The 21,109-nt window shown below is 71.8% G+C and carries 20 protein-coding genes and 1 pseudogene; 10 read left to right on the forward strand and 11 right to left on the reverse strand.

The window, feature by feature from the left end; translation table 11 throughout:
* Positions 1 to 3 precede the first annotated feature (3 nt).
* The 6 genes from OG927_RS01680 to OG927_RS01705 all read right to left on the reverse strand — a co-directional run bounded on the left by OG927_RS01680 (position 4) and on the right by OG927_RS01705 (position 6,321).
* Positions 4 to 1,422 (reverse strand): NADP-dependent succinic semialdehyde dehydrogenase, encoded by a 1,419-nt coding sequence (locus tag OG927_RS01680; protein WP_330319559.1) that lies wholly within the window; start codon positions 1,420 to 1,422, stop codon positions 4 to 6.
* 143 nt (positions 1,423 to 1,565) lie between these two features.
* On the reverse strand, positions 1,566 to 2,027 hold the full coding sequence (locus OG927_RS01685) for an ATP-binding protein (protein ID WP_330319560.1): 462 nt from the start codon (positions 2,025 to 2,027) through the stop codon (positions 1,566 to 1,568).
* Between the two features lie 155 nt (positions 2,028 to 2,182).
* Positions 2,183 to 4,279, reverse strand: a complete 2,097-nt coding sequence (locus OG927_RS01690) for a xanthine dehydrogenase family protein molybdopterin-binding subunit (protein WP_056787857.1) — start codon at positions 4,277 to 4,279, stop codon at positions 2,183 to 2,185.
* A gap of 40 nt (positions 4,280 to 4,319) precedes the next feature.
* Complete coding sequence (locus tag OG927_RS01695; protein ID WP_056787860.1) at positions 4,320 to 5,318, reverse strand: FAD binding domain-containing protein; 999 nt, start codon at positions 5,316 to 5,318, stop codon at positions 4,320 to 4,322.
* Positions 5,315 to 5,890, reverse strand: a complete 576-nt coding sequence (locus OG927_RS01700; RefSeq protein WP_056787863.1) for a 2Fe-2S iron-sulfur cluster-binding protein — start codon at positions 5,888 to 5,890, stop codon at positions 5,315 to 5,317. Before OG927_RS01700 ends, OG927_RS01695 begins: the two co-directional genes overlap by 4 nt.
* Positions 5,891 to 5,925: 35 nt before the next feature.
* A complete protein-coding gene (locus OG927_RS01705; protein WP_056787865.1) occupies positions 5,926 to 6,321 on the reverse strand; it encodes a hypothetical protein in 396 nt (131 codons plus the stop codon).
* Positions 6,322 to 6,845: 524 nt separating this feature from the next.
* Between OG927_RS01705 and OG927_RS01710 the strand changes: the two genes are divergently transcribed.
* Complete coding sequence (locus tag OG927_RS01710; protein ID WP_056787868.1) at positions 6,846 to 7,175, forward strand: DUF6479 family protein; 330 nt, start codon at positions 6,846 to 6,848, stop codon at positions 7,173 to 7,175.
* 162 nt (positions 7,176 to 7,337) lie between these two features.
* Positions 7,338 to 8,147 carry a VOC family protein gene (locus OG927_RS01715; RefSeq protein ID WP_330319561.1) on the forward strand — a complete coding sequence of 270 codons (810 nt, stop codon included), beginning with the start codon at positions 7,338 to 7,340 and terminating at the stop codon, positions 8,145 to 8,147.
* 5 nt (positions 8,148 to 8,152) lie between these two features.
* On the opposite strand, the gene OG927_RS01720 is transcribed toward OG927_RS01715, so the two are convergent.
* Positions 8,153 to 8,731, reverse strand: coding sequence for a DUF6328 family protein (locus tag OG927_RS01720; RefSeq protein ID WP_330319562.1), 579 nt, complete (start codon positions 8,729 to 8,731; stop codon positions 8,153 to 8,155).
* Positions 8,732 to 9,094: 363 nt separating this feature from the next.
* On the opposite strand from OG927_RS01720, the gene OG927_RS01725 reads away from it, so the two are divergent.
* Positions 9,095 to 9,481 (forward strand): VOC family protein, encoded by a 387-nt coding sequence (locus tag OG927_RS01725; protein WP_056787878.1) that lies wholly within the window; start codon positions 9,095 to 9,097, stop codon positions 9,479 to 9,481.
* 49 nt (positions 9,482 to 9,530) lie between these two features.
* Here the strand turns inward: OG927_RS01725 and OG927_RS01730 are convergent, their stop codons facing one another.
* Positions 9,531 to 10,028: a GNAT family N-acetyltransferase gene (locus OG927_RS01730; RefSeq protein ID WP_056787881.1), complete on the reverse strand. Its 498-nt coding sequence runs from the start codon at positions 10,026 to 10,028 to the stop codon at positions 9,531 to 9,533.
* 58 nt (positions 10,029 to 10,086) lie between these two features.
* Positions 10,087 to 10,491: a DnaJ family domain-containing protein gene (locus OG927_RS01735; protein ID WP_056787885.1), complete on the reverse strand. Its 405-nt coding sequence runs from the start codon at positions 10,489 to 10,491 to the stop codon at positions 10,087 to 10,089.
* A 216-nt stretch (positions 10,492 to 10,707) separates the two neighbouring features.
* On the opposite strand from OG927_RS01735, the gene OG927_RS01740 reads away from it, so the two are divergent.
* The gene (locus tag OG927_RS01740; protein ID WP_209471140.1) at positions 10,708 to 11,283 is read left to right on the forward strand and encodes a hypothetical protein; all 576 of its coding nucleotides are present in this window, start codon (positions 10,708 to 10,710) and stop codon (positions 11,281 to 11,283) included.
* Positions 11,280 to 11,945, forward strand: coding sequence for a hypothetical protein (locus OG927_RS01745; protein WP_330319563.1), 666 nt, complete (start codon positions 11,280 to 11,282; stop codon positions 11,943 to 11,945). The genes OG927_RS01740 and OG927_RS01745 overlap by 4 nt, the downstream gene beginning before the upstream one ends.
* 67 nt (positions 11,946 to 12,012) lie before the next feature.
* Here OG927_RS01745 and OG927_RS01750 read toward each other — a convergent pair whose 3' ends face one another.
* Together OG927_RS01750 and OG927_RS01755 are read right to left on the reverse strand one after the other, a co-directional pair.
* Positions 12,013 to 12,810, reverse strand: a complete 798-nt coding sequence (locus tag OG927_RS01750; RefSeq protein ID WP_057573584.1) for a tyrosine-protein phosphatase — start codon at positions 12,808 to 12,810, stop codon at positions 12,013 to 12,015.
* A 108-nt stretch (positions 12,811 to 12,918) separates the two neighbouring features.
* On the reverse strand, positions 12,919 to 13,413 hold the full coding sequence (locus OG927_RS01755) for an SHOCT domain-containing protein (RefSeq protein ID WP_209471139.1): 495 nt from the start codon (positions 13,411 to 13,413) through the stop codon (positions 12,919 to 12,921).
* A 188-nt stretch (positions 13,414 to 13,601) separates the two neighbouring features.
* Here OG927_RS01755 and mutA point away from each other — a divergent pair, with 188 nt between their 5' ends.
* The 5 genes and pseudogenes from mutA to rho form a co-directional block, all read left to right on the forward strand.
* The gene (gene mutA / locus OG927_RS01760) at positions 13,602 to 15,458 is read left to right on the forward strand and encodes a methylmalonyl-CoA mutase small subunit (protein WP_330319564.1); all 1,857 of its coding nucleotides are present in this window, start codon (positions 13,602 to 13,604) and stop codon (positions 15,456 to 15,458) included.
* Positions 15,458 to 17,734 carry a methylmalonyl-CoA mutase gene (scpA, locus tag OG927_RS01765; RefSeq protein ID WP_330319565.1) on the forward strand — a complete coding sequence of 759 codons (2,277 nt, stop codon included), beginning with the start codon at positions 15,458 to 15,460 and terminating at the stop codon, positions 17,732 to 17,734. The genes mutA and scpA overlap by 1 nt, the downstream gene beginning before the upstream one ends.
* Before the next feature lie 11 nt (positions 17,735 to 17,745).
* On the forward strand, positions 17,746 to 18,780 hold the full coding sequence (gene meaB, locus OG927_RS01770; RefSeq protein WP_209471137.1) for a methylmalonyl Co-A mutase-associated GTPase MeaB: 1,035 nt from the start codon (positions 17,746 to 17,748) through the stop codon (positions 18,778 to 18,780).
* A 25-nt stretch (positions 18,781 to 18,805) separates the two neighbouring features.
* Positions 18,806 to 19,675, forward strand: a complete 870-nt coding sequence (locus OG927_RS01775) for a polysaccharide deacetylase family protein (protein ID WP_330319566.1) — start codon at positions 18,806 to 18,808, stop codon at positions 19,673 to 19,675.
* A gap of 249 nt (positions 19,676 to 19,924) precedes the next feature.
* Positions 19,925 to 21,067 (forward strand): annotated as a pseudogene (gene rho, locus OG927_RS01780) (transcription termination factor Rho); the annotation flags it as partial.
* Positions 21,068 to 21,109: the final 42 nt, after the last annotated feature.

Below are 21,109 nucleotides of genomic sequence, written 5' to 3' on the forward strand. Positions count from 1 at the left end.
CTCCTAGAGCGCGTCCGAATCGGGTCCGTACCAGACGGTGGTGGCGTTGCAGAACTCCCGGATGCCGTGTCCGGCCAGCTCCCGCCCGTAGCCGGAGCGCTTCACTCCGCCGAACGGCAGCGCGGGGTGCGAGGCCGTCATGCCGTTGAAGAAGACACCGCCCGCCTCCAGGTCGCGCACGCACCGGGCCATCTCCCCCTGGTCACGCGTCCAGACGTTGCTGCTGAGTCCGAAGGGTGTGTCGTTGGCGAGGTCCACCGCCTCGTCCAGGTCGGCGGCCCGGTAGAGCGTCGCCACCGGGCCGAAGGTCTCCTCCCGGTGGATGCGCATCCCGGGCGTGATCCCGGCGAGGACGGTCGGCGTGTAGAACCAGCCCCGGTCCAGGCCGCCGCCCAGCCCTTCGGGCCGGCCGCCCCCGCACAGTGCCGTGGCGCCGTGGCCCACGGCGTCGTCGACCAGCTCCTCGAGGTCGGTGCGGCCCTGTTCGCTCGCGAGGGGCCCCACATCGGTCGACTCCTCCAGCGGATCGCCCACGGTCAGTGCGCGCATCCCCTCGGTGAACCGCTCGGCGAACGCGTCGTACACGTCGGTGTGGACGATGAAGCGCTTGGCGGCGATGCAGGACTGCCCGTTGTTCTGTACGCGGGCGGTCACGGCGGTCTCCGCGGCCTTCGCGACGTCCGCCGACGGCAGGACGACGAACGGGTCGCTGCCGCCCAGCTCCAGCACGGTCTTCTTCACCTCGTCACCCGCCACGGAGGCGACAGCCCGGCCGGCGGGTTCGCTGCCGGTGAGCGTCGCCGCGGCGACCCGGGGGTCGCGCAGGACCACCTCGACCGCGCCCGAACCGACGAGCAGCGTCTGGAAGCAGCCGGCGGGGAATCCGGCCCGGGTGAACAGGTCCTCGATGTACAGGGCGGTCTGGGGCACGTTCGAGGCGTGCTTGAGGAGCCCGGTGTTGCCCGCCATCAGCGCGGGGGCGGCGAAGCGCATGACCTGCCAGAGCGGGAAGTTCCACGGCATCACGGCGAGGACCACCCCCAGGGGGCGGTAGTGGACGTGGGCCCGGGACGCCCCGGAGTCCTTGACGTCGGCGTCCTCGGGATGCTCGTCCGCGAGCAGCCGTTCGGCGTTGGCCGCGTACCAGCGCATCGCCTTCGCGCACTTCGCGGCCTCCGCTCGGGCCGCCTTGACCGGCTTGCCCATCTCGGTGGTCATGGTGCGGGCGATGTCCTGCCGGTCCTCGTCGAGGAGGTCCGCGGCCCGGTTCAGCAAGCGGGCCCGCTCGGCGAAGTCCGTGGTGCGGTAGCTGCGGAACGCCCGGTCGGCGGCGGCGACCTTGCGCTCGGTCTCCCGCGCGTCCAGTGCGTCGAATGTCCTGAGCGTCTCGCCGTTCGCGGGATTGACCGTCGCGATGGGCATGGCATGGCCTCCTTCGTCGGTTCTTCGACCGTGCCGCGCCACACCCTGCCGCGCAACGCGGACCCGTGGTGCACCTACCCGGCCGGCGCGGATCATGCGTCCGCGGGCACACCGTCCGTACCGGCCGGGCACCGGTCCTGCTGTCACGCGAGGACGGGAACGGGCCCTTCGAGGAACGTGCTGCCGCCGGGGAGCGGCGTACGCGGCAGCAGCCCGGTGGTGCACGGCGACTCCGCGTATCGCGTGAACCAGACGACCTTGCCGTCCGTGGTCCGGCAGGTGCCCCAGCTGTCGCTGAGGGCCATGACACGGCTGAGTCCGCCGCCACCCCCACTGAGCAGCCGGGGCATCCGGGGATCGTTGTCGGCCACGGACACCGTGAGGTGCCGACCGCTCCAGCGGAGTTCGACGACGCACTCGTCGTGGTCGCCGACGTGCCGTTGGACATTGGTCAGGAGCTCCTCCGCCGCCCGGCAGACCGGCCGGACGTGCAGGTCGAGGCTCCAGTGGCGGAGGTGCGCGGCGACTATCCGCCGTAGCTGGGAAATGCGCTCTGCCGACACCTGCAGTTCGACCAGACAGCACCGGTCGAGTGGAACGGTCATCGTCGAGGCTCCTCATCACGAGGCCCACGTGCTTCACCCCGTCCGTACCAACGACCCCCGAACGCGAAGCGTGAGCGGCCATCACTTCTGGGTCACTCATCAGGGTGACCCGAGGGGGCCGGTTGCGCAACCGATGAGCCCGGGCGCGTACCGCGTCACGGCAGGTAGGGCAGCAGTTTGTCCGGGGTGAGCGGGAGCGTGCGCAGCCGTGCCCCGGTGGCGTGCCGCACGGCGTTCCCGATGGCGGCCGCCGTGCCGACGATGCCGATCTCGCCGATGCCCTTGCTGCCCATCGGGTTGAGGTGGGGGTCGTCCTCGTCGATCCAGTGCGCCTGGATGTCGGGGACGTCGGCGCACGACGGGACGTGGTAGGAGGCCAGGTCGTTCTCGGTGAAGTCCCCGAAGACGGGGTCCATGGTGCTCCCCTCGGTGAGGGCCATCCCGAGGCCCATCACCATGCCGCCGATGAACTGGGAGCGTGCCGTCCGGGAGTTGAGGATGTGTCCGGCGGCGAAGACGCCCAGCATCCGCCGGACCCGGACCTCGCCGGTGAGGGAGTCGACCGCCACCTCGACGAAGTGGGCGCCGAAGGCGTGGCGCGCGTACGGGGACTCCTCCCCCGTCTCCCGCGCGGTGTCGGCCGTGACGGTGACGCCTTCCGGCGGGAGGGGCCCGGTGCGGCCGACGAGCCGGCCCGCCAGGCCGGTGGCCGCCTTGTGCACCGCGGATCCCCAGGACGCGGTGCCGGAGGACCCGCCGGCCACGGAGCCCGCGGGGAGGTCGCTGTTGCCGATGTCGATGCGGACGTTCTCCGGCGGGGTGCCCAGGACCGAGGCGGCGATCTGCGCCAGTACGGTCCTGGCACCGGTGCCGATGTCGGTGGCGTTCACCCCGATGCGGTACGAGCCGTCCGGCGCGGCGTGCGCGGAGGCGGCCGACTTCGAGACGAGCACGGGGTACGTCGCCGAGGCGACCCCGGTGCCGAGCAGCCACGGGCCCTCCTGCCGGGCGGCGGGGCCGGGGTCCCGCTCGTGCCAGCCGAACCGCCGGGCACCGTCGTTCAGACAGGCCGCGAGGTTGCGGCTGCTGAACGGGCGTCCGCTGTCGGGCTCGGCTGCCGGTTCGTTGCGCAGGCGCAGCTCGACCGGGTCGATCCCCAGGGCGCACGCCAGCTCGTCCATGGCGGACTCCAGGGCGTACATTCCCGAGGCCTCGCCGGGTGCGCGCATCCAGGAGGGGGTGGGCACGTCGAGGGCGGTCACCCGGTGTGCCGTGCGGCTGTGGGGCGAGGCGTACATGACGCGGGCCGGTACGGCGGCCTGCTCGACGAACTCCGCGACCGTCGAGGTGTGTGTGACGATCTCGTGGGAGACGGACGCCAGTACGCCCTCGCGGTCGGCGCCGAGCCGCACCCGCTGCACCGTGGGCGCGCGGTGGCCGACGACGGCCGCCATGTACCGGCGGGGCAGCGACAGCTGGACCGGGCGCCCGGTGTGGCGCGCTGCCATCGAGGCCAGAACGACCTGCGGGCGGGGGGTGCCCTTGGAACCGAAGCCGCCGCCGACGTGCTCGGAGATCACGGTGATGTGGTCCTTGTCGATTCCCAGTGCCCGGGCGAGGCTGTCGCGCACCGTGGTGGAGCCCTGGCTGGAGTCGTGGACGGTCAGATGTCCGTCGGCCCACCGGGCCGTGGAGGCGTGCGGTTCCATGGGGTGGTTGTGCAGGCCTCCGAGCGTGTACGTCGCGTCGATCCGTACCGGGGCGCTGGCGAAGGCGGCTTCCGCGTCACCGCGCTCGCGCACCGCCGGGTGGCCCCCGTTGGCCTGCTCCGGTGTGTAGAGGCCGGGATGGTCCCCGGTGAGGACCACGTCGTGTCCGGTCGTCCGGTACTCCACGCGGACGGCCGCCGCGCCGGCCCGGGCGGCTTCGAGGCTCTCGGCCAGGACGAGGGCGACGGGCCAGCCCCGGTGCGGAACCCGGTCGTCCTGGAGGACCGAGAGGATCGGGTCGTCGGGATCCTCCAGCCGCGGCGCGTTGTCCGGGGTCAGGACGGTGTGCACGCCCGGCACCGCGAGAGCGTCGGCGGTCCGGGTCGCGGTGACGACTCCGCCCGGGACGGTGGCGGGCACGATCCAGCCGTACAGGCAACCGGGCGGGGCGTACTCGGCGGCGTACCGGGCCGTGCCGGTGACCTTTTCCCGGCCCTCACGGCGGACGACGGGTGCGCCCGGCGGCTGGGGTGCTTGGCTCATGACGGGTGTCCTCGGTTCGTCGGAGTGCGGGCCGGTCGGCTCAGCGAGGCGGTGCTGCCCGGGCGGTGAGCCCGGCCAGGGCCCCGATCGCCAGATTGCGCGCCAGGGTGACCTTGAAGCCGTTGTCGCGCAGGGGCACGGCGGCTTCGAGCTCGGCGTCGACCGCCCGGGCAAAGGTCTCGTCGGTCGCGGGCGCGCCCCGCAGCACGTCCTCCGCCGCCCGGGCGCGCCACGGCCGGTGGGCGAGTCCGCCGAAGGCGAGCGCCGCGTGCTGAACGCGGCCGTCCCGGACGGTCAGCACGGCGGCCACGGATGCCAGCGCGAAGGCGTACGAGGCGCGGTCACGGGCCTTGCGGTACAGCGAGACGGCGCCGTCAGGACGGGGCGGCAGCACCACTTCGGTGATCAGCTCCCCGGGCCTGATCACGGTGTCCTGGTCCGGGTTGTCCCCGGGCAGCCGGTGGAATCCGGTGAGGGGCACGGTCCGTTCGCCCTCGGGTCCGTGCAGCCGGACGGTGGCGTCGAGGGCCGCGAGCGCGACCGCCATGTCCGACGGGTTGGTGGCGACGCAGTCCTGCGAGTGGCCGAGCACCGCGAGATCGCGGTGGGCGCCCTCACGGGCCGGGCAGCCGGAGCCGGGAAGACGCTTGTTGCAGGGCTTCGAGACGTCCTGGAAGTACGGGCACCTGGTGCGCTGGAGCAGGTTCCCGCCGGTGGTGGCGGTATTGCGGAGCTGCCCGGAGGCACCGGCCAGCAGAGCCTGCGACAGGGCGGGGTAGTCGCTCCGTACGCCGGGGTGGGCGGCGAGGTCGCTGTTGCGTACGGTCGCCCCGATCCGGAGGCCGCCGTCGTCCGTCCGCGTCACCCGGTCCAGCGGGAGGCGGCTGACGTCGATGAGCAGGTCGGGCGACTCCACACCGAGCTTCATCAGGTCGACGAGGTTGGTACCGCCGCCCAGGAACCGGGCTCCGGGGTGCCCGGCACCGGCGCGGACGGCTTCGGCCACGGAACGCGGGCGCAGGTAGGAGAAGGGTTTCACGGGGCCACGTCCTCGATCGCCCGGACGATGTGGGGGTACGCGCCGCACCGGCAGAGGTTGCCGCTCATCCGTTCCCGGATCTCCTCCGCGCCGAGCGCTGCCGGGCCTTCGGGGACGGTCGTCGCGGTGGGCGGGGTGACGTGGGAGGGGAATCCGTCCGCCGCCTCGCCGAGCATGCCGACCGCCGAGCAGATCTGCCCGGGAGTGCAGTAGCCGCACTGCAGGGCGTCCCTCTCCAGGAACGCCGCCTGCACGGGGTGCAGGCGGTCGCCGTCGGCCAGCCCTTCGACGGTGGTGATGCGGGCCCCCTCCTGGGCGACGGCGAACAGCAGGCAGCTGTTGGCGCGCCGGCCGTCGACGAGCACGGTGCAGGCGCCGCACTGGCCGTGGTCGCAGCCCTTCTTCGCCCCGGTCAGTCCGAGGTGTTCGCGCAGCGCGTCCAGCACGGTGGTGCGGTGATCGAGCGTCACCGTACGGGCGGTGCCGTTGATGTCCAGGCTGAAGGTCGAGCGGGTGCCCGGAAGCGGAACCCGTGCGGCGTCCGCATCGTCGTTCCCGGGGGTGGGGTCCATGGGCAGGGGCCTTCCGGTTTCGGGTCGTTCGGACGTCACGCGGGACCGCGGCTCTCCAGCCGCAGCCGGATCTCCTGCTCCTGGTCCCCCGCGGCCGTCCCCACGACCCTGACGGAGAAGGTGTCCGCCAGGTGCTCGCGGAGCCGGTCGACCGCCCAGTAGCCGCCCTGCGCCTCGACCGTGACGGGCGCGGACAGCTGTGCGGGCCGGGCACCGGCGAGCGTCTCGGACACGTCGACGGTCGCCGTCCACACGGTCGGACGTGTCGTCGACGCGTCCTCGGGCGTGTCGCTCGCCGGGCGGTCGGAGACGAAGGCACGGCGCAGCACGTCGAACACGGTGCGCGCGTCCTCCTTCGGGCAGCCGGTCACCGCCACCACGACATCGCCGCTCTCCCGGTGTTCCTGTCCCAGTACGTCCGAGCTGTTCACAGTGATTCCTTTCGGCTCCGAGGTAGGCGATACCGCTGCCGGGCCGCATGGTCACGGACCGGTCGGACAGTGCACTCGTGCGGGGTGAAACGGGCGCCCACATGGAGGGCCCCGATGACGACGGGAAGTGGCTGCCGTGCGGGACGCGTGGCTGCGGATCCCGCGTACGGGCGGGTATCGCGGACGGACGGGCTGCCGGCGCCTGCCACGGGGTGCGCCCCCGTCCCGGAGGATCGCGAGGGGCCGGGGCGGGCTGTGGCCGCGGGCCCGTCGGCCGAGCGGATCGGGCACTCCCATCGCCTCCCTCCAGCGGTCCGGGGGTTCACTCCAGGCTCGCCCCCGGGCTGCGCGTCGGCGACACGAGCGGGTTCGGCCGGTGTCGCCCGCCGGGCGGATCGGCCTGCCCTGTCGTGATCGTGTGGCCGGTTCCAGCCGCGTGAAACTCTTTCACCGGGACACCGTCACAAAATATGAATTACCTTCACCAACCGTCTGTGATCGTTCCTCCGGGGTATGCGCCATGCATGGACGTAACAAACGGAGTCAGGGATTCTCTCGCCGTCACCCTCGCCGGGCCCGGCCCGATCGGGGTGGTCCTCGGCGTCGCAGGGATTGCCGTGGTGGTCCTGCTGATCGGCGCCTTCTGGTGGGGCATGCGGCGCCGTGACCAGGAGCTTCCGCCCCCGCGCCCCGAGGAGCAGCCGCGCCGTCCGGATCACCGGACGGAGATCCGGGAGAGCGACAAGCACGGCTCGGACAGCTTCCCCGACGACGGCCGGGGCCTCTCGCCGTACGAGCTCGGCAGCCACGGCAACGAGGTGATTCCGCCCGACCCCGACCGCCCGCGCGACTGACACCGGACGCCCGTTCACGCGGGGCCGTTCCTTCCGCGACCTCCTCACCGCCCCGGCGGTGAGGAGGTCGTGTGTTGCGGGAGCGGCCGGTGCGGATGAGGCTGGTGCTGGCCCCGCGGCACCGAAGAAGTCATGCCGCAGAACCGATAAGGCAGTGCGACCATGACCGCAAGCGAACCGGCGCCGCTGACCGGTGCCACCGCGCCGTGCTGGGTCCATCTCGTGACCCAGGAGCTGGGGGCCGCACAGCGCTTCTACGGCGCCGTCCTCGGCTGGACGTTCCGCAACGGCCCGCTGGGCAGGGATTACGTCATGGCCCGCTCGGACGGTGTGCCGGTGGCGGGAATCGGCGCAGTCGCCTCCGCCTACCAGGTGGCCGTGGCCTGGACCCCGTACTTCTCGGTCAGGGACGCCGATGTCGCCTCGGCCCGGATCCGCGAGCGCAGCGGCACGGTGGCGGTGGGACCGCTGACCATCGGCACGGGACGCGCCGTCCTGGCCGCCGACCGGGACGGCGCGTCGTTCGGCGTCTGGGAGTGGACGGGGCGCGCGGCATCGCTCGCGCCGTCCAGGCGCCGTTCGCACGCCTGGCTCAGGCTGCGCACCAGGAACGCTTTCGACGCCGCGATCTTCTACGGGGAGGTGCTCGGCTGGGAGAGCGGAGCACCCGGCTGCTGCGAGGTCTCGTACGTCAAGGAGGAGGTGCTGGTGCGCTGCGCCGGCCGTCCGCTGGCACGCATCAGCTCGGGGGCAGTCGAGGCAGCGCCCGATCCCATGGTGCGCCCGCACTGGCAGGTGCAGTTCCCTGTCGACGACGTGGCGGCGACGGTCCGTGCCGCGGAGCGGCACGGAGGCGTGCTCATGGAGCGGCGGAGTGTCCCCCTCGGCACTGAGGCGACGCTGCGCGACCCCGACGGCGGGCTGTTCACCGTGACGGACGTACGCAGCCCGGCCGCCGCCGACGACGACTGAACGGGTCAACCCGTCGGACCGGAACCGCTGTCGTCCGGCGACCCGGCGCCGCCGCCGGACTTCGGGTTCCCGCCCCGGGCGATGGCCCACAGCGGGAAGATGAACCAGCAGGCCAGGAACCACAGGGCCATCGCGCCGACCAGCCACAGGGCCAGGACGTTGTGGAGCGCCACCCGCATGATGAGCAGCAGCGTGGAGCACATGGTGCAGAAGAGCAGCCCCAGCCCCAGCTTCGTGAGGCGCGAGGCCCAGGTCACGGTTTGCGGCTTCATCCGCCTGCCGGTGAGCAGCCGGTGGTGGGACACCGGCGCTATCAGGGCGGCGGCCGTGGCCGACCCCAGCATGACCGTGATGACGTAGATGGTCCGGTCGGCGGAGGAGAGGTCGGCGAACCGGGGCTGGAAGACCACCGCGAGCAGGAAGCCGAAGAGGATCTGCACGCCGGTCTGAGCCACCCGAAGTTCCTGGAGCAGTTCGGTCCACTGCCGGTCCGCCCGCTCCTCCTGCGTCTCCTCACGCCCTCTTCTGGCCTTCGAGTCCCCTTCGTCACCGTTGTCACCCGTGCCCGCCGGTATCCGTCCCATCGGTTCCCTCCACCACGTCGACTGGGTCGTACTGGTGCCCCGCGGCCGCCAGGTGAATCCTTTCGGCAGGGAAGCGCCCTCCGGCCCGTCCGGAGCATCCGTCCCGTCCGGGCCGTACCGGCAAGGTCGGCTGTGCGCAGGGGGAAGGACACACTCCGTGCTGTCCATGGTGGCACCCACCTGGGATTTCACCAGGCCGGCCGGTGCGGTGGCTGCGGAGGACGGCCAGCAGGGAGACGACGGCCGAGCCCTCGACGCACCGTGACGACTCGCCTAGGATCTTCTGTACGGCATCGCGCGTCGGTCACCGGCCGGGTGAGGCGTGGAGGTAGCCCGTGAGATGCCTTTTGGAGGCATTCCACAGTGTCAGTCCAGTTGAACCACACCATCATTCACTGCCGGGACAACCGTGAGTCCGCCGAGTTCCTGGCACACATCCTGGGACTCGAAGCCGGAAGGGAATGGGGTCCCTTCATTCCGCTCGTCCTCGCGAACGGCGTCACGCTTGATTTCGCGTCCGTTCCCGCCGCGTCGATCACCGCGCAGCACTACGCGTTCCTCATCTCGGAGGCGGAGTTCGACACGGCCTTCGAGCGGATCAAGGAGCAGGGGATCGTGTACTACGCCGATCCGCACCGGAAGCTGCCGGGCGAGATCAACCACAACGACGGTGGGCGCGGGATCTACTTCCCCGACCCCGCCGGGCACGGGATGGAGCTCATCACCCGCCCGTACGGCGGCTGGTCCTGACAGCGGCTGCCGGCAGCACACAGCGCTGAGCCGGCCCGGGACCCTCCTGTCAGGAGCTCGCGACCGGGAGCGTCAGCTCGGGCCGGTCCCACATCACCGCGGGCGGGCGGGCCTTCACCGTGCCGGTGCGCTCGGCACCCACGGTGCGGTAGAAGCCCTCGGCCGGGGGATGGGAGACCACGCGCACCTCGCTCAGTCCCGCGCGGCGCGCCTCGTCCCGCAGGTGACCGATGAGCAGGCGTCCGATACCCAGCCCTTGGGCGTCGTCACCGACGAACATCAGGTCGAGTTCGGGCGGGGAGAGGACCAGCGCGTAGAAACCGAGCACCCGCTCGTCCTGCCCGACGGCCACGAAGACCTGGTGCGCCTCGATGTAGTCCGGGCCCACCCGGTACCCGGCCACCATCGGGGCGTACGGGCCCTCGTAGGAGCGTGAGGCGGTGACCAGCCGGGTGAGCCGCCTCGCATCCCGCGCGACGGCCCTCCTGATGCGGACCCCCGCGGGCCCGGCGGACCCGTCACGCCGGTGCGTAATGCTCGATCTCATACGACGAGTATTACGCACCGGAGAGACCCGGCACGTACGGGAGCAGCGGGAGCCGGATTCAGCCCCGGCCCCGCTGTTCCCGCCACTCCCCCACCACGGCATCGACATCGAAGGGACGCAGGTTCAGGGGCGGGCCCTCGGGCGGCATGAGGAGCGCCTTGCGGATCCTGTCGTTGACCTCGGTCAGGATGCGCCGGACCTCGGCTTCCGTCCCGGCGCCGGAGACCGCCTCCCTGGCGTCCTCCGCCTCCTTCCGGAGCGTCAGCGACGGCGGGAGCACCGACACCCCCTCCCGCCGCATCTTGTCCTTGATCCACCACTCCGCGTCATAGGGCCGGTCGAGGCCGGGGATCGGCTTGCCGAAACCCGGCAACCCGGAGAAGTCGCCGCGCTGTTCGGCCTCGCGGATCTGCTTGTCCACCCACGATTCGAAGCTGACGCCGACGGGCTTGCGCTCGGTCACCGTGTACCCCTCTCGGAACCTGCCCGGCAGTACTCCGGAGCCGGGCCGGGTCCGGCGCGTTCCACGATACCGAGCAACCCGTCCGCATGAACCGCGTCAGACGGGTACACGACTGCTTGCGAACCGCCCGGCACACCGACCGGGCCCCGTCCGGAAGGGGTTGACGAGAGTGGGACAGCACCACGCACCGAACGCGAACCGACAGGAGCCCCAGTCATGACGACCGTGGTGATCATCGTTGCCGTCGTCCTGGTGGCAGTGCTGGGCTACTTCCTCGTCCGCGGACGGACAGGCGGCGGCCAGAGCCTGCGGCGCCGCTTCGGACCCGAGTACGACCGCACCGTCGACCGGCACAACGGCGACACGAAGGCCGCGGAACTCGAGCTCGCCGAGCGCGTGAAGCAGCACGGCCACCTGGAGGAGCGGCCCCTGTCCCAGGAGGCGCGTGAGGCCTACGCGGGCCGTTGGGCCGCCGTGCAGGAGAAGTTCATCGACTCGCCCGCCGAGGCGCTCGCCGAGGCCGACGCGCTGCTGGCCCGGCTGGCACGCGACCGGGGCTTCCCCGACGGCGCCGGCTTCGAGGAGCAGACGGCCGCCATCTCGGTGCACCACGCGGAGCATGTCGACGGCTACCGCAAGGTACACACAGCGGTGCGCGGCCAGGGCGGCACGGAGGAGATGCGGAAGGCTCTGATCGAGGCCCGCGCCCTCTTCGACGTACTGCTCGGGCATGCGCCCGACGAGCCGGTCCAGCCGGACCGGCACCGGACGAACGGAAGGACCACAGCATGATGCACCGCACCGGACACACCGACAGCTCCGACACCGGGGCGACGAGCGGGATCTCGGCCGAGCGGCGCTCCGAGGCGCCCCGGACCACCCCGGAGCCGCAGTTCGACCCCGCACCCGGAACAACCCCGGAGACCGGGCACACCACGGCGCCCGGGACCGACGGCACCCGCACCACGGGGACCAACGGCACGCGCACCACCAATGCCGACCGCACGCGCACCACGACGGGCGGGACCGACCGCACAAGCACCACGACGGGCGGGACCGACCGCAAGCAGACGGGCGGCCGGGGCCCCGCAGGTGGTACCGGTGCACAGCCCGCCTCGCGTCCTGTCACTGCTGCGGCCTCGTCGGGCCGGCCGGCCGTCCGCCCCGAGGTCTCCTCGGCGGGCCAGCCGCTGCTGCCCGCCGAGGAGCAGGACACGCTGACGCGGCGTATACAGCAGGCGGTCTCCGACTTCGTCGAGAGCCCGCGCCAGGCGGTCGAGGAGGCCGAGAGCACCTTCGACCGGATCGTGGCGGACCTGACCGAGGCACTCGAGGAGCGCAAGCACGTCCTGCGCTCGAGCTGGCACACGGAGGACACCGAGGCCCGGACGGAGGAGCTGCGGGTGGCCCTGCAGCAGTACCGTGACGTCAGCGAACGGCTCCTGCGGATCTGAGCGGGACACCGGAACTGCGGCCCGGTGCGCGGTCCTTCGAGGACCGCGCACCGGGCCGCGCCGCGTGTCAGACCGGGACGGCCAGGTCGTCGCGCAACCGCTCCACCACCGCCGGGGGCAACCGCAGCCCGTCGCGCAGATAGCCGTCCAGGCCACCCCAGCGCTCGTCCATGGCGTCCAGGGCGGCTTCCAGGTAGCGGGGCCGCGCGTCGACGACCGCGGACGCGATGTCCGGGTCACCTCCCTCGTCGAGGAAGCGCCGCACCAACGGCTCGAGAGCGGCCCGGACCGCACGGTTCACGGCCAGGAACTCGGCTCGCACCACGTCACGGGGCGCCCCCGCGACCAGTAGCAGGAGAGCGGTGGCCCAGCCCGTACGGCCCTTGCCGGTGGCGCAGTGGAAGAGCAGCGGTCTCGCACGGGGGTCCGCGACCGTCTCCATCAGGGCGCGGAAAGCGGCCGCCGCACCCGGCGCGAGGACCATCTTCCGATAGGTCTGGGCGAACAGTTCCTCCGCCCTGCCGCCGCCGAGGGCCGCCGTTGCTCCGTCCGGGTCGCCGAGCAGCGCCCTGAGCCGGGCCGGCGAGACGCCCGGGTTGTCGCCGAGGACATCGGCGACGAACAGCCTGGCCCCCGTCGGCAGCCGGTCGGGGGCCCAGGTGCGTTCGTCGGCGGTGCGGAGGTCGACGACGGTACGGATGCCGAGTGCGGCCACCCCCGTGTCGTGCTCGGGGTCGTAGCCGCTCAGCTGGCCCGAGCGCAGAAGGATTCCCTGTCGCAAGCGGCGGCCCCGCCCCAGGGCGATACCACCCAGGTCGCGCAGGTTGACGACGGTGGCGGCCGGGACGGCCCGGGCGGTCTGCACGATGAACAGCCTCTTTCCCGACGGACTGCACAGGTCAGGATCAACGTCGCACGGAGCGAGAGAATCGACAAAGGAAAACGCCGGGTGCCGACGGGGCCGGCCCGGGTGTCAGTCGGTGAGGATCCTGGCCTTCTGCGCAGCGAACTCCGCGTCGGTCAGAACGTCCTGAGTCCTCAGCTCGGCGAGCCGCTCCAGGAGCGTGATGACGTCGTCACCGCCGTCCGCCGGCACGCGTTCGTGCACCACGAGTTCCCCGCCCGCGGCGTGGGCCGCCCGGGTGAGCGGCACCGACCAGAGGTCCTCCCAGACGATCAGCGCGGCGGAACTGCCCTCCGGCATGCGTCCCAGCGCGTCGATGTCCATGATGTCCGGCAGCCCGGACGTCTCGCCCTCCGGCGGCTGGAAGGACACCAGTCCACCGGGGTCGAGCACCCGCTGCTCCACCCGCTCCGGTGTGCCGTCCCCGCTCCTGCGCGCAAAGGCGAGGGCGAGGATGCGTACCGCCTGCGACGCGACGGCCTCGGCCAGCACGGGGGCGATCGCGTCGGCGAACCGGTCGCCGGGAAAAGTGACGACGAGGTACTCCACGGGGCCCACGGCCATGGTGCGTCCTTTCCCTGACGGTACTGGGTCGCCAAAAGCATAACTTCGGTCATTAAGTGACGCACTGTGAAGAACCATGACTAAGAGAACTTCACCCCCTTACTCACAGGATCGGGTGCGTTCCGGAGAGTGCAAGGTCACAGCCTGTTCTACTGCTGCCTCCAAAAGCGCTGACCTAGCATCTGAGCATGACGGTCCTGCCTGCTGACGGGCTCTCTCTGGCCGCCGATTTCCCTGACCCCTCCCACGACCAGTGGCAGAGCCTTGTCGAAGGTGTACTGCGCAAGTCGGGCAAGGACGTCACGGGCACGGCTGCCGAGGAAGCACTGTCCACCGAGCTCGGGGACGGGCTCACCGCCCGGCCCCTGTACACCTCCGACGACACATCGGCCGACCCCGGATTCCCTGGCTTCGCCCCCTTCGTCCGGGGCGGCAGGGCCACGGGGAACACCGTGGCCGGCTGGGACGTACGGCAACACCACGCCCTGCCGGACCCCGTACGCCTGAACGAGGCGCTGCTCGGTGATCTGGAGAACGGCGTCACCTCGCTCTGGCTCGCCGTGGGCGGGCCGGGCGGGGTTCCGGTCTCCGGCCTCGCGCGTTCGCTGGACGGCGTGTACCTCGATCTGGCGCCCGTCGTGCTCGACGCGGGTGACGCCCTCGACCCCGCGGTGCGCGCGTTGCTGGCGCTCCACGAGACGCGCGGGGTGGCGAAGGAGGCCGTACGCGGCAGCCTCGGGGCCGACCCGCTCGGGTGGACGGCCCGGACCGGCACGGAGCCGGACCTGACCGCCGCCCTCCACTGGGCGCAGGTGTGCCGCCACGAGTACCCGGGGCTGCGGGCCCTGACCGTGGACGCGCTGCCGTACCACGAGGCGGGCGGCTCGGCCGCGGAGGAGCTGGGGCTGTCGCTGGCGACGGGTGTCGCCTATCTGCGGGCGCTGACGGCGGTTGGACTGTCCGCCGAGGAGGCCTGCCGGCAGCTGGAGTTCCGCTACGCGACGACGGCCGACCAGTTCCTGACGATCGCCAAGCTGCGCGCCGCCCGGCTGCTGTGGGCCCGGGTGGCCGAGGTGTGCGGGGCGCGAGCGGCGGGGGCGCAGCACCAGCACGCCGTGACCTCGTCGGTGATGATGACGCGCCGGGACCCGTGGGTGAACATGCTGCGCACGACGCTGGCCTGCCTGGGTGCCGGGGTCGGCGGGGCCGACTCCGTGACCGTGCTGCCGTTCGATCATGCCCTGGGGCTGCCGGACGCCTTCGCCCGGAGGATCGCACGCAACACGTCGACGATCCTGATGGAGGAGTCGCATCTGGCCCGGGTCATCGACCCGGCGGGCGGCTCCTGGTACGTGGAGCGGCTGACCGATGAACTCGCCACCGCTGCCTGGTCCTTCTTCCAGGAGGTGGAACGGGCGGGCGGTCAGGCCGCCGCGCTGCGTTCCGGCATGGTCGGGGAGCGGATCGCGGCCACCTGGGCCGCGCGCAGCAGGGACCTGGCCCGGCGCAAGGAGCCGGTGACCGGGGTCAGCGAGTTCCCGAATCTGGACGAGCGGTCCGTGGAACGCGAGCCCGCGCCCGCCGTACCCTCGGCCGGCGGTCTGCCGAAGGTACGCCGCGACGAGGCGTTCGAGACGCTGCGGGCCAGGTCGGACCGCCATCTGGCTGCCACCGGCAGCCGCCCGAAGGTGTTCCTCGCCGCCCTGGGCCCCGCCGCGGTGCACACGGCGCGGGCGTCCTTCGCGGCGAATCTCTTCCGTGCGGGCGGGTTCGAGCCCGTCCACGAGCCGGCTTCCGTGGACGCGTCGACCGCGGCCGGTGCCTTCACCGCCGGCGGGGCGGCGATCGCCTGCCTGTGCTCCAGCGACGCGCTCTACGCCCAACAGGCGGACGCCGTCGCCGGTGAACTCCGCTCCGCCGGTGCCGAGCGGGTGTTCCTCGCGGGACGGCCCGGCGAGTACTCCGGGGTCGACACCTACGTGTTCGCGGGCTGCGACGTGGTCGCCGTCCTCTCCTCCGCACTCGACCGCATGGGAGTGGCGTGATGCAGACCCCCCAGACCTCCGTGGGCTCACGGACGGCTGTGCCGTCACCGCTTCCCGGGGCCGCCGCTGCGGGTACTCCCGTACCGGACTTCTCCGATGTCGCCCTGTCGGCCGGGTCGCCCGCCGAGGGATCCGCGGACCAGTGGCGCGCCGCGGTGAAGGAGTCGACCGGCTCCTCCGAGGACGACCTGCTCTGGGAGACGCCGGAGGGCATCGCGGTCAAGCCGCTGTACACCGGGCAGGACCTGGAGGGCCTGGACTTCCTGGAGACCCGTCCGGGTATCGCCCCGTACCTGCGCGGCCCGTATCCGACGATGTACGTCAACCAGCCCTGGACCATCCGCCAGTACGCGGGCTTCTCGACCGCCGAGGAGTCCAACGCGTTCTACCGGCGCAACCTGGCCGCGGGGCAGAAGGGCCTGTCGGTCGCCTTCGACCTGCCCACGCACCGCGGCTACGACAGCGACCACCCGCGGGTGACCGGCGACGTCGGCATGGCGGGCGTCGCCATCGACTCGATCTACGACATGCGCCGGCTCTTCGACGGCATCCCGCTGGACCGGATGTCGGTGTCCATGACGATGAACGGCGCGGTGCTGCCGGTCCTCGCGCTCTACATCGTGGCCGCCGAGGAACAGGGGGTGTCCCCGGAGAAGCTCGCGGGCACGATCCAGAACGACATCCTCAAGGAGTTCATGGTCCGCAACACCTACATCTATCCGCCCGGCCCGTCGATGCGGATCATCTCCGACATCTTCGCGTTCACCTCGCAGAGGATGCCGCGCTACAACTCCATCTCGATCTCCGGCTACCACATCCAGGAAGCGGGAGCAACGGCCGATCTGGAGCTGGCGTACACCCTGGCCGACGGGGTGGAGTACCTGCGGGCCGGGCAGGCGGCCGGGCTCGACGTGGACGCCTTCGCGCCCCGGCTGTCGTTCTTCTGGGCGATCGGCATGAACTTCTTCATGGAGATCGCCAAACTGCGGGCCGCCCGGCTGCTGTGGGCGAAGCTGGTCAAGGAGTTCGGTCCGAAGAACGCCAAGTCCCTTTCCCTGCGGACCCATTCGCAGACATCCGGCTGGTCCCTCACCGCGCAGGACGTGTTCAACAACGTCACACGCACCTGCGTCGAGGCGATGGCGGCCACCCAGGGCCACACCCAGTCACTGCACACCAACGCCCTCGACGAGGCACTCGCCCTGCCCACCGACTTCTCCGCACGCATCGCCCGCAACACCCAGCTCCTGCTCCAGCAGGAATCCGGCACGACGCGCGTCATCGACCCGTGGGGCGGCAGCGCCTACGTGGAAAGGCTGACGTACGACCTCGCCCGCCGTGCATGGCAGCACATCGAGGAGGTGGAGGCGGCGGGCGGCATGGCGAAGGCCATCGACGCCGGCATCCCGAAGCTCCGCATCGAGGAGGCCGCGGCCCGCACCCAGGCCCGCATCGACGCCGGGCGCCAGCCGGTGATCGGGGTGAACAAGTACCGGGTGGAGACCGACGAGAAGATCGACGTCCTCAAGGTCGACAACTCCTCCGTCCGCACCCAGCAGATCGAGAAACTGCGCCGCCTGCGCGAGGAGCGCGACGAGACGGCCTGCCAGGACGCCCTGCGCGCGCTGACGGCGGCGGCCGAACGGGATCCGGGGCCCGGCCTCGAAGGCAATCTGCTGGCCCTGGCCGTCGACGCGGCCCGCGCGATGGCCACCGTCGGCGAGATCTCGGACGCCCTGGAGAAGGTGTACGGGAGGCACGCGGGCCAGATCCGTACGATCTCCGGGGTGTACCGCAAAGAGGCAGGAGAGTCCCCCTCCGTGGACCGTACCCGCACGCTGGTCGACGCCTTCCATGAGGCGGAGGGGCGTCGGCCCCGCATCCTGGTCGCGAAGATGGGCCAGGACGGCCACGACCGCGGCCAGAAGGTGATCGCCACGGCCTTCGCCGACCTGGGCTTCGACGTCGACGTCGGCCCCCTGTTCCAGACGCCGGGCGAGGTCGCCCGGCAGGCGGTCGAGGCGGACGTGCACGTCGTGGGCGTCTCGTCGCTGGCCGCCGGCCACCTCACGCTCGTACCCGCGCTCCGCGCCGAACTGGCCGAGGAGGGCCGGGAGGACATCATGATCGTGGTGGGCGGGGTGATTCCGCCGCAGGACATCGAGGCGCTGCACGATGCGGGTGCCGCCGCGGTGTTCCCGCCCGGCACCGTGATCCCGGACGCCGCCCACGACCTGGTCACGCGGCTCGGTGCCGCGCTCGGCCACGAGCTGTGAGCCGCTGACGGATGGCGCCGAACATCGACATCGACGCGTACGTCAAGGGGGTACTCGACGGGAGGCGTGCGTTCGTGGCACGCGCGATCACCCTCGTCGAGTCGACCCGGCGTGACCACCGGGTACTGGCACAGCAGTTGCTGAGCGAACTGCTGCCCCACTCGGGACGGGCCAGACGCATCGGAATCAGCGGGGTGCCGGGCGTGGGGAAGTCCACGTTCATCGACGCGCTCGGAACCTTGCTGACGGGCCTCGGACACCGGGTCGCGGTGCTGGCCGTGGATCCTTCGTCCAGCCGCACGGGCGGTTCCATCCTGGGCGACAAGACCCGGATGGAGCGGCTGGCCGTGGACGCCCGGGCGTTCGTGCGCCCCTCCCCCACGGCCGGGACGCTGGGCGGGGTGGCCAGGGCGACCCGGGAGTCCATGGTGGTGATGGAGGCAGCGGGCTACGACGTGGTGCTGGTGGAGACGGTCGGGGTCGGACAGTCGGAGACGGCGGTCGCGGACATGGTCGACACGTTCCTGCTGCTCACCCTCGCCCGTACCGGCGACCAGCTGCAGGGCATCAAGAAGGGGGTCCTGGAGCTGGCCGACGCGATCGCGGTGAACAAGGCGGACGGACCCCACGAGCGCGACGCGCGCTCGGCGGCGCGCGAACTGGCGGGCGCGCTGCGGCTGATGCACCCGGTGGACGCGGCGTGGACCCCTCCGGTGCTCACCTGCAGCGCCCGGGAGTCGACGGGTCTCGACGAGCTCTGGGAGCGGCTGGAGCAGCACCGTACGCTCCTGGACACCACCGGGCGGCTCACGGCCAAGCGCCGCGAGCAGCAGGTGGACTGGACGTGGACGATGGTCCGCGACGAGCTGCTGGACAGTCTGCGCAGCCACGCGGCGGTACGCGCCCTCGCCCCGGGACTCGAACAGCAGGTTCGCGAGGGCGGGTTGACGGCCTCGCTAGCCGCCGAGCGGATTCTCGGTGCGTTCCGGGGCGACGCCGGGGACACACCGGCTCCGGTGGGCGGGCGGAATCCGGAGGACGGCTGAGCAGCGTTCGCGCATAGTGGGTGCGGTGACAGCCGACACCGCTCCCACGACCGTCTCCAGCGAGCTGTTGGGGTTCGCGCCCGACACCCGGGTGCTCCTCGTCAACTGCGACGACTTCGGGATGTACCACGCGGTCAACTCCGCGGTCATCGCGTCGATCGAGGGCGGCATCGCGGCGTCGTGCAGCCTCATGGTGCCGTGCCCCTGGGCGTTGCACGGTATGCGTCTGCTGCGAGAGCGGCCGGAGATCCCGTTCGGGATCCACCTCACGCTCGTCTGCGACACGACGGACTACCGCTGGGGACCGTTGAGCGCGCGGGACAGGGTTCCCTCGCTGCTGGACGACGCGGGTGAGCTCTTCACTCCGGCGGGCATCCCCGAGCTGCTCGGCCGGGCCCGCCCCGAAGAGGTCGAGCGCGAGTTCCGCGCGCAGATCGACGCCGTGGTGGACACCGGCCTCAGGCCGACGCATCTCGACTGGCACTGTCTCGCGGACGGTGGGCGCGAGGACATCCTCGACCTGACCGTGGCACTGGCCGGGGAGTACGGCCTGGCGGTGCGGATCTGGCTCCCGCCCGCCAGGGAGAAGATGCTGCGGCGGGGCCGGCCGGTCACGGACCACGCCTTCCTGGACAGCTTCGCGCTCGATCTCGACGGCAAGGCGGACCGCTGGGCCGGGATGCTGCGGTCCCTACCGGCAGGGCTGAGCGAGTGGGCGGTGCACCCCGGACTGGACGACGCGGAATCCCGGGCGATCGACGGCGGCTGGCGGGTGCGCAGTACGGACCACGCCTTCCTGACGTCGCCCGAGGCGCATGCGATCGTGCGGCAGGAAGGCATCGTGCTGACCGACTACCGCCGGGTCCAGCAGGTCTGGGCGGCGGCAGGGCGGTAACAGGGCCGCACCCTTCCCGTAGCCGGACTCGCGTGCTACGGTGCGGACAGCACATGTGTACGCCCCGTTCTCTCTTCCGGGCGCCGGTGCTGTTTCCTCTCTCCCGCTGTTGCGCCCGTCCTTCGATGACCGGCGATCCAGCTTTCCTCCATCCGGCCCGGGCTCGTTTCCGCCCGCCGTACGAGGCGTGATCTCCGCCGCCTCGGCTTCGCCGGACCTTCCGATTCGCCATGTCCGCGAAAGGACCCACTCGTGACCACCACACTCGAACGCCCCGTCTCCCAGCAGGGCCGTCCCGTCCGTACCGCGGGTGTCCTCGACACCACGAACAACGGACATGGCGTACTGCGCACCGACGGCGGCCACCCCTCCCCCGGCGACGTCCATGTGCCGCCCGCCCTGATCCGGCAGCACGGTCTGCGCAAGGGCGACGTCGTCGAGGGGACCTGCGAGCGTCCCCGTGCGCTGAGCCGCATCGATGTCGTCAACGGCCATGCGGTACAGGAGCTTCGGGGCCGTCCCCACTTCCGCGACCTCACCCCGCTGCACCCCCGGGAGCGCCTGCGTCTGGAGACCCCGAACGGTGGACCGGCTCCGCGCGTCATCGATCTGGTGTCCCCCGTCGGCAAGGGTCAGCGCGGTCTGATCGTCGCACCGCCGAAGACGGGAAAGACCGTGCTGCTGCAGCAGTTGGCCGCGGCCGTGGCGGTCAACCACCCCGAATGCCATCTGATGGTGGTCCTCCTGGACGAACGCCCCGAAGAGGTCACGGACATGCGCCGCTCGGTGCGGGGCGAGGTGTACGCCTCGACGTTCGACCGGCCCGCGAAGGAGCACATCGCGCTCGCCGACCTCGCGGTGGAGCGCGCCAAGCGGCTCGTCGAGCAGGGCCGTGACGTCGTGATCCTCCTCGACTCCCTCACCCGGTTGTGCCGGGCCCACAACAACGCCGCCGGGGCCGGCGGCCGCACGCTGAGCGGCGGCGTCGACGCCGCGGCGCTCAGCGGCCCCAAGAAGCTGTTCGGGGCGGCCCGATCGGCCGAGGAGGGCGGTTCGCTGACCATCCTGGCGACCGCGCTGGTGGACACCGGCTCACGGGCCGACGACTACTTCTTCGAGGAGCTCAAGAGCACCGGCAACATGGAGCTCCGGCTCGACCGCACACTGGCGGACCGGCGCGTCTTCCCCGCCGTCGACATCACGTCCTCGGGCACCCGCCGCGAGGAACTCCTGCTGTCGGCACCGGAGCTGGCCGCCGCACGGGGTCTGCGGCGCGCGCTGCGGGCCAGGGACGGTCACTCCATGCTCGAAGTCCTGCTGGACAAGGTCCGCAGGACCCCGGACAACGCCGCGTTCCTCCGGCAGGTCCAGCACACCGTGCCCGGCGCGTGACGGTCCGGCCGGCCGCATGGCGGGTCCCGGACGCCGGGGCCC

The organism is Streptomyces clavifer, from assembly GCF_036345975.1.
GTDB classification, from domain to species: Bacteria; Actinomycetota; Actinomycetes; order Streptomycetales; family Streptomycetaceae; genus Streptomyces; species Streptomyces clavifer.